Here is a 464-nt window from a genome sequence, read left to right on the forward strand (position 1 = left end):
TCGTGACCGCTAATTCGCGGTCGTGTATTCAAGGTCGAACCCGGCGACGACGCCCGCACCGATCCCGGCCACGGCAAAGGTCGCCCACAGCTCTTCGTCGACCGTATTGGGATCGAGCACGAAGGCCGACGCCTTGGGCCCAAGCGGCGTGGGGACATCGGTTGCGGTCAGGGTTTTCGCGTTGACATATTTCGCCGGGGTCGTCGTCGTGCCGATCGAAATCGTGGTCGTAGCGAAGGAGGTGTCCGTGACGGCAGAGATCGCATGGAGCGATGCGCCCTGCGGAAGCTTGCCCAGATACAGACGATCACCGACGGCCAGCGCGGTTGCGGGCTTGGTCGAGCGCACGCGGCGCTTCTTGCCCCCAACCATGCGAACGTCGAGCTTCTTCGGCGGGTTCTGGCTACCGTCAGCCGCACCGACAAATTCCAGGCCATAATAATCAGCCATGTTGTGTCTCCTAT

1 protein-coding gene is annotated in these 464 nt (G+C 62.3%); it reads right to left on the reverse strand.

Going from position 1 to position 464, the window contains the following annotated elements; translation table 11 throughout:
* Nucleotides 1-9: 9 nt before the first annotated feature.
* The coding region (locus tag AACY52_RS30870) for a hypothetical protein (protein WP_339561475.1) at nt 10-464 on the reverse strand (455 nt) is incomplete at its 5' end.

Origin of the sequence: Pseudomonas sp. EA_65y_Pfl1_P113 (genome assembly GCF_963970525.1) — a bacterium.
Lineage (GTDB): Bacteria > Pseudomonadota > Gammaproteobacteria > Pseudomonadales > Pseudomonadaceae > Aquipseudomonas > Aquipseudomonas tritici.